This window comes from Pseudomonas agronomica (assembly GCF_025917275.1).
GTDB classification, from domain to species: Bacteria; Pseudomonadota; Gammaproteobacteria; order Pseudomonadales; family Pseudomonadaceae; genus Aquipseudomonas; species Aquipseudomonas agronomica.
The window spans coordinates 1-6,753 of record NZ_JAOSHO010000275.1; the positions used below are offsets into that span (position 1 = coordinate 1).

The window sequence follows — 6,753 nt, forward strand, 5'->3', positions numbered from 1 at the left end:
GGTAAAAGCAAATTCAGGTGCTCCAGATTCTCGGTGGCATGGCTTCTCTTCCAAGCAACGCCGGGCGCAGAAGCCGCCACAACTCAATCAACCACCCCCGCGCCATAAGCGCCTCGCTCGCCAGGCAACGGGCCACGACCAGGCCGGGCAATTGGGTCAGGTCGCCACGCACGGCATGGCCCAGGGATCGGCAGCGTTCCAGCAGCTCGCTGTCGATCTCCCCGGTGACCAGCAAGGTGGCAAACACCGGATCACCGCCCAGGCCGATGGGCGAGTCCAGCAGTCCATCGCCACCGACGACGCGTTGGCGCTCATGCCACAGCAACTGACCGTCGCGGCGAATGTCCAGCCGCGATTGAAAGTGCCCCAGGTCGAACCGCTCGTCGCTGGCCGGCCGGCCGAGGGCAACCATGTCCCAATAGAACAATCGGGCATCGCCCTGCAGGTCGATACTTGTGCTGAGTTCGGCCTGGGCTGCGCTGAATACGATAGTTTCCTGGGGCAGCCATTCCAGGGTCGCGCCGTGGGCCACGCTCAGGGTCAGTTGCTGGTACGCCGGGCCGGCGGCGCGGTACCACTTGGCCGCGCCGGGGCTGGTCAATTGTGCCCAGGCGTCAGGGCCGACGTGGGCCGAGATGTCCAGCCGATCCCCACCGGCAATCCCGCCGGGCGGGTGGACGATGATGTGCTGGCACACTTCGGGGCCTTCGGCGTACAAGTGCTTCTGCACCCGCAGCGGGCCCTTGTGGCGGCGCTGTACCGGGCGTGTGCAATCGCCGAAGCGGGCATAGCCCAAGTCCAGCTCGGCGTGCCAGCTGGGTGTGAACAGGGCTGAAGACGTAACAGGTAGATTCATGATTTTCTGATTATCGTCGGGACGCTAAGCCTAGATCGTTACCAGCCCGCGCACACCCTCGGCTTCCATATTTTCTCCGCGGCCCTGCTGCACGATCTCGCCCCGGGACATCACCAGGTACTGATCGGCCAGCTCGGCGGCGAAATCGTAGAACTGCTCCACCAGCAAAATCGCCATGTCGCCCCGCGCCGCCAGTTTCTTGATCACCGCGCCGATCTCCTTGATCACCGACGGCTGGATGCCTTCGGTGGGCTCGTCGAGAATCAGCAAGCGCGGCCGACTGGCCAGGGCCCGGCCGATGGCGAGCTGCTGTTGCTGGCCGCCGGACAGGTCACCGCCCCGGCGTTGTTTCATCTGCAGCAGCACTGGGAACAGTTCGTAGATAAAGGCCGGTACTTCCTTGGCTTCGGAGCCGGGGAAACGCGACAGGCCCATCAGCAGGTTTTCTTCCACCGTCAGCCGCCCGAAAATCTCCCTGCCCTGGGGCACGTAGGCCATGCCGTCATGCACCCGTTGGTGCGGCTTGAAGGTAGTGATGGGTTTGCCCTCCCAATTCACCGCACCTTCCTTGGCCGGCAACAGGCCCATCAGGCATTTGAGCAGGGTGGTCTTGCCCACGCCGTTGCGCCCGAGCAGGCACGTCACCTCGCCGACCTTCACGTCGAACGACAGGCCGCGCAGGATGTGGCTACCGCCGTAGTATTGATGCAGCTTGTCGACTTGCAGCATGTCTTGAATTCCCCTCAAATCCCCTGTGGGAGCGAGCAAGCTCGCTCCCACATAAAAGCCAACTTCTATCGCCTCAGCGACCGAGGTAAACCTCGATCACCCGCTCATCCGCCTGCACCTGTTCCAGCGACCCTTCGGCCAGCACGCTGCCCTGGTGCAACACGGTGACGTGGTCGGCGATCGCGCCGACGAAGCCCATGTCGTGCTCCACCACCATCAGCGAATGCTTGCCCGCCAAGGACTTGAACAGCTCGGCGGTGAAGTCGGTCTCGGCGTCGGTCATGCCCGCCACAGGCTCGTCGAGGAGCAGCAGTTGCGGGTCCTGCACCAGCAGCATGCCGATCTCCAGGAACTGCTTCTGGCCGTGGGACAACAGCCCGGCGGCGCGGTTGACGGAGGTGGTGAGGCGGATTGTCTCGAGCACTTCGCTGATGCGGTCGTGCTGCTCGCCGGTCAGTTTTGCCCGCAGGCTGGCCCACACCGATTTGTCGGTCTTGAGCGCCAATTCCAGGTTCTCGAACACGCTCAGGGCTTCGAACACCGTCGGCTTCTGGAACTTGCGGCCGATGCCGGCCTGGGCGATTTCCACTTCGCTCATCGTTGTCAGGTCGAGGGTCTCGCCGAACCAGGCCTTGCCGTGGCTGGGACGGGACTTGCCGGTGATCACATCCATCAACGTGGTCTTGCCCGCACCGTTGGGGCCGATGATGCAGCGCAATTCACCGACGCCGATGTACAGGTTCAAATCGTTCAAGGCCTTGAAGCCATCGAAGCTGACACTGATGTCCTCAAGGGTGAGGATGGTGCCGTGGCGGGTGTTCAGGCCAACACCAGCGGCCTGGCCGAGGCCGATGGCGTCGCGGCTGCTGCCCTGATCTTTGTTGGGTTCCAGGATGGGTTCGAGCATGAAATCCGCCGTTGGAGTGATTCTCATTGTTCGCCCCTTTTCTTCAACAACCCGATCACGCCCTTGGGCAGGTACAGGGTCACGACGATAAACAGGGCGCCGAGGAAGAACAGCCAATATTCTGGAAACGCCACGGTGAACCAGCTTTTCATGCCATTGACCACACCGGCGCCGAGCAACGGCCCGATCAGCGTACCGCGGCCGCCGAGGGCCACCCACACGGCGGCCTCGATGGAGTTGGTCGGCGACATTTCGCTGGGGTTGATGATGCCCACCTGCGGCACGTACAACGCCCCGGCCAGGCCGCACAACACCGCGCTCAACACCCAGACGAACAGCTTGAAGCCACGGGGATCGTAGCCGCAGAACATCAAGCGGTTTTCCGCGTCGCGCAGGGCGGTCAGTACCCGGCCGAACTTGCTGCGGGCCAGGCGCCAGCCGATGAACAGGCTCGCCACCAATAACAACACCGTGGCGAAAAACAGCACCGCGCGCGTGCCCGGCTCGGTGATGCCAAAGCCCAGGATCGAACGGAAATTGGTGAAGCCGTTGTTGCCGCCAAACCCGGTCTCGTTACGGAAAAACAACAGCATCCCGGCGAAGGTCAGGGCCTGGGTCATGATCGAGAAGTACACGCCCTTGATCCGCGAGCGGAAGGCGAAGAAGCCGAACACCAGCGCCAGCAAACCCGGCGCCAGCACCACCAGGCACATCGCCCAGACGAAGCTGTCGGTGCCGGCCCAGTACCAGGGCAGTTCGGTCCACGACAGGAAGGTCATGAACGCCGGCAGGCCATCGCCGGCGGCCTGGCGCATCAGGTACATGCCCATGGCGTAGCCGCCCAGGGCGAAGAACAAACCGTGGCCCAGGGAGAGCAAGCCGGCGTAGCCCCAGACCAGGTCCAGCGCCAGGGCGACGATGGCATAGCAGAGAATCTTGCCCACCAGGGTCAGGGTGTACGCCGAGACATGCAGCGGATTGTCCGCCGCCAATAACGACAGCAAGGGCAGGCTCAGCAGCACGGCAAGGATCACCGCGCCGACGGCGAGGGTGACTTTGGGACCGGCCTTTTGTGTGGCCGTAAGCATCAGTGGCTGGTTCATCAGTCGATTACCCGTCCTTTGAGCGCGAAGAGGCCTTGCGGACGCTTCTGGATGAACAGAATGATCAGCGCGAGGATCAGGATCTTGCCGAGCACGGCGCCGATCTGCGGTTCGAGGATTTTGTTGGCGATGCCCAGGCCGAATGCGGCGAACACGCTGCCGGCCAACTGGCCGACGCCGCCGAGCACCACCACCAGGAACGAGTCAATGATGTAGCTCTGGCCCAGGTCCGGGCCGACGTTGCCGATCTGGCTCAGGGCCACGCCACCGAGGCCGGCGATGCCCGAGCCGAGGCCGAAGGCGAGCATGTCCACGCGCCCGGTGGGCACGCCGCAGCAGGCGGCCATGTTGCGGTTCTGCGTTACCGCGCGGACGTTCAGGCCCAGGCGCGTCTTGTTCAGCAGCAACCAGGTCAGCACCACCACGAACAGCGCGAAGGCAATGATCACGATGCGGTTGTAGGGCAGCACCAGGTTCGGCAACACCTGGATCCCCCCGGACAGCCAGGCCGGGTTGGCGACTTCGACGTTCTGCGCGCCGAACACCAGGCGCACCAGTTGGATCAGCATCAGGCTGATGCCCCAGGTGGCGAGCAAGGTTTCCAGCGGCCGCCCGTAGAGGTGACGGATCACCGTGCGCTCCAGGGCCATGCCGATGGCGGCGGTGATGAAAAACGCCACCGGCAGGGCGACCAATGGATAGAACTCGATGGCGCTCGGGGCGAAGCGCTGGAACAGCATCTGCACGACGTAAGTGGAATAGGCGCCGAGCATGAGCATCTCGCCGTGGGCCATGTTGATCACCCCCAGCAGACCGAAGGTGATCGCCAGGCCGAGGGCGGCGAGCAGCAGGATCGAGCCCAGGGACATGCCGCTGAAGGCCTGGCCCAGCAACTCGCCGACCAGGAGTTTGCGCTTGACCTGGCTGAGGCTGGTTTCAGCGGCGGTGCGCACGGCGGCATCGGTTTCGACGCCAGGTTCGAGCAGGCTTTCGAGGCGAGTGCGGGCCAGCGGGTCGCCGGTTTCCCCCAGCAGTCGAACGGCGGCCAGGCGCACGCTCGGGTTGCTGTCCACCAGTTGCAGGTTTGCCAGGGCCAGGCTCAGGGCGGCGTGGACGTCTTCGTCCTGCTCGCCAGCCAGTTGCCGATCGAGAAATGCCAGTTGCGCCGGACGGGCGCTTTTCTGCAGTTGTTGCGCGGCGCCCAGGCGTACGCGGGCATCGACCGCGAGCAGTTGATGGCTGGCCAGGGCGGTTTCGATCAGCCCTCGCAAGCGGTTGTTCAGGCGCAGGGTCTTGGGTTGGCCATCGACGGTCAACTGGCCTTGCTGCAAGGCGTTGATCAGCTCGATGCGCTCAGGCTCCGGCTGCGCGGCCCAGGCTTCCAGGAGCTTGGCCTGCTGGGTCGGGTTGGCGGCGACGAAGTCGTCGGCGTCGCCGGCATGGGCGCCCAGTGGCAACAGCAGTGCCAGGGCGAGGACGAGGCGGTAGAGGGCGGTGGGCATATGCTAGGCCTTGCGGAGTGCTTTTTGTGGGAGCGAGCTTGCTCGCGATAGCGGCGGATCAGCCAAAAGATATGTGACTGACACACCGCTATCGCGAGCAAGCTCGCTCCCACAGGGTTTGTGTGTCGACCCGGGGATTGGGGGCCGACACCCATGGGCTCAGTTGCTCTTCACCGCGTAGTCAGGCTTCTTGTCGTTGCCGGCGATGAACGGGCTCCACGGTTGCGCGCGGATCGGCCCTTCGGTCTGCCAGACCACGTTGAACTGACCGTCGGCCTGGATCTCGCCGATCATCACCGGCTTGTGCAGGTGATGGTTGGTCTTGTCCATGGTCAGGGTGTAGCCCGACGGTGCGGCGAAGGTCTGGCCGGCCAGGGCTTCGCGGACTTTGTCAACGTCGGTGGACTTGGCTTTTTCCACCGCTTGCGCCCACATGTGGATGCCAACGTAAGTGGCTTCCATCGGATCGTTGGTCACGGCCTTGTCGGCGCCTGGCAGGTTCTTGGCCTTGGCATAGGCTTTCCAGGCATCGACGAATTTCTTGTTCGCCGGGTTATCCACGGACTCGAAGTAGTTCCATGCCGCCAGGTTGCCAATCAATGGTTTGGTGTCGATGCCGCGCAGTTCTTCCTCGCCCACCGAGAACGCCACGACCGGTACGTCGGTGGCTTTCAGGCCCTGGTTGGCCAGTTCCTTGTAGAACGGTACGTTGGAGTCGCCATTGACCGTGGAGATCACGGCAGTCTTGCCACCGGCCGAGAATTTCTTGATGTTCGCCACGATGGTCTGGTAATCGCTGTGGCCGAACGGGGTGTAGACCTCTTCGATGTCCTTGTCCGCCACGCCTTTGGAATGCAGGAACGAACGCAGGATCTTGTTGGTGGTGCGTGGGTAGACGTAGTCGGTGCCCAGCAGGAAGTAGCGCTTGGCGCTGCCGCCTTCTTCGCTCATCAGGTATTCCACCGCCGGAATCGCCTGCTGGTTCGGTGCTGCGCCGGTGTAGAAGACGTTCGGCGACATCTCTTCGCCTTCGTACTGCACCGGGTAGAACAGTAGCCCATTGAGCTCTTCGAACACCGGCAACACGGATTTACGCGACACTGAGGTCCAGCAGCCGAACACCACGGCGACCTTGTCCTGGGTCAGCAACTGCCGGCCCTTTTCGGCGAACAGCGGCCAGTTCGACGCCGGGTCCACGACCACCGCTTCGAGCTTCTTGCCGTTGACCCCACCCTTGGCGTTGATCTCGTCGATGGTCATCAGCGCCATGTCCTTGAGGGACGTCTCGGAGATCGCCATGGTCCCGGACAGCGAATGCAGGATGCCAACCTTGATGGTCTCGGCGGCCTGGACGGTCCAGGCCATGCCCATCGCGGCAATGCTTGCCGAGAGTGTAAAAGCCTTGATCAAGCTACGACGCTTCATGGTGCGATCTCCGTGGTCTTTATGTTTTTCTGGATGGCAGATGCAGACGCTGGAAAGGGCTTTTGCAAGGGGTGTGCCCGGTTGGAGAAAGGCTTTGAAACGCGGGGTTGGCGGCGGGTTCTGTGGGAGCGCGTGCACCATGAGCGAACGCGTTGCGGGGACTGGTGCGAAGAGGTGCGCCACATTGGGGCGGGAGGATTGCGATGCCCTGTGGGAGCGAGCTTGCTCGCG

The 6,753-nt window shown here is 63.3% G+C and carries 6 protein-coding genes; all 6 read right to left on the reverse strand.

All coding sequences use genetic code 11. The features are described from left to right. Nucleotides 1-13: 13 nt before the first annotated feature. Nucleotides 14-856 carry an urease accessory protein UreD gene (locus OC610_RS18105; protein ID WP_264429542.1) on the reverse strand — a complete coding sequence of 281 codons (843 nt, stop codon included), beginning with the start codon at nt 854-856 and terminating at the stop codon, nt 14-16. A gap of 30 nt (nt 857-886) precedes the next feature. Next, nucleotides 887-1,585 (reverse strand): urea ABC transporter ATP-binding subunit UrtE, encoded by a 699-nt coding sequence (gene urtE / locus OC610_RS18110; protein ID WP_264429544.1) that lies wholly within the window; start codon nt 1,583-1,585, stop codon nt 887-889. A 73-nt stretch (nt 1,586-1,658) separates the two neighbouring features. Then, on the reverse strand, nt 1,659-2,519 hold the full coding sequence (gene urtD, locus OC610_RS18115) for an urea ABC transporter ATP-binding protein UrtD (RefSeq protein ID WP_264429546.1): 861 nt from the start codon (nt 2,517-2,519) through the stop codon (nt 1,659-1,661). Beyond that, complete coding sequence (gene urtC, locus OC610_RS18120) at nt 2,516-3,595, reverse strand: urea ABC transporter permease subunit UrtC (protein ID WP_264429548.1); 1,080 nt, start codon at nt 3,593-3,595, stop codon at nt 2,516-2,518. The genes urtD and urtC overlap by 4 nt, the downstream gene beginning before the upstream one ends. Next, nucleotides 3,595-5,097, reverse strand: a complete 1,503-nt coding sequence (gene urtB, locus OC610_RS18125) for an urea ABC transporter permease subunit UrtB (protein WP_264429550.1) — start codon at nt 5,095-5,097, stop codon at nt 3,595-3,597. Before urtB ends, urtC begins: the two co-directional genes overlap by 1 nt. A 159-nt stretch (nt 5,098-5,256) precedes the next feature. Beyond that, nucleotides 5,257-6,522, reverse strand: coding sequence for an urea ABC transporter substrate-binding protein (urtA, locus tag OC610_RS18130; RefSeq protein ID WP_264429553.1), 1,266 nt, complete (start codon nt 6,520-6,522; stop codon nt 5,257-5,259). Between the last annotated feature and the right edge of the window lie 231 nt (nt 6,523-6,753).

Coding starts and splice junctions, on each gene's coding strand:
- urtD (WP_264429546.1), bottom strand. CDS start 2,519: ATGAGAATCACTCCAACGGCGGATTTCATGCTCGAACCCATCCTGGAA.
- urtC (WP_264429548.1), bottom strand. CDS start 3,595: ATGAACCAGCCACTGATGCTTACGGCCACACAAAAGGCCGGTCCCAAA.
- urtA (WP_264429553.1), bottom strand. CDS start 6,522: ATGAAGCGTCGTAGCTTGATCAAGGCTTTTACACTCTCGGCAAGCATT.
- OC610_RS18105 (WP_264429542.1), bottom strand. CDS start 856: ATGAATCTACCTGTTACGTCTTCAGCCCTGTTCACACCCAGCTGGCAC.
- urtE (WP_264429544.1), bottom strand. CDS start 1,585: ATGCTGCAAGTCGACAAGCTGCATCAATACTACGGCGGTAGCCACATC.
- urtB (WP_264429550.1), bottom strand. CDS start 5,097: ATGCCCACCGCCCTCTACCGCCTCGTCCTCGCCCTGGCACTGCTGTTG.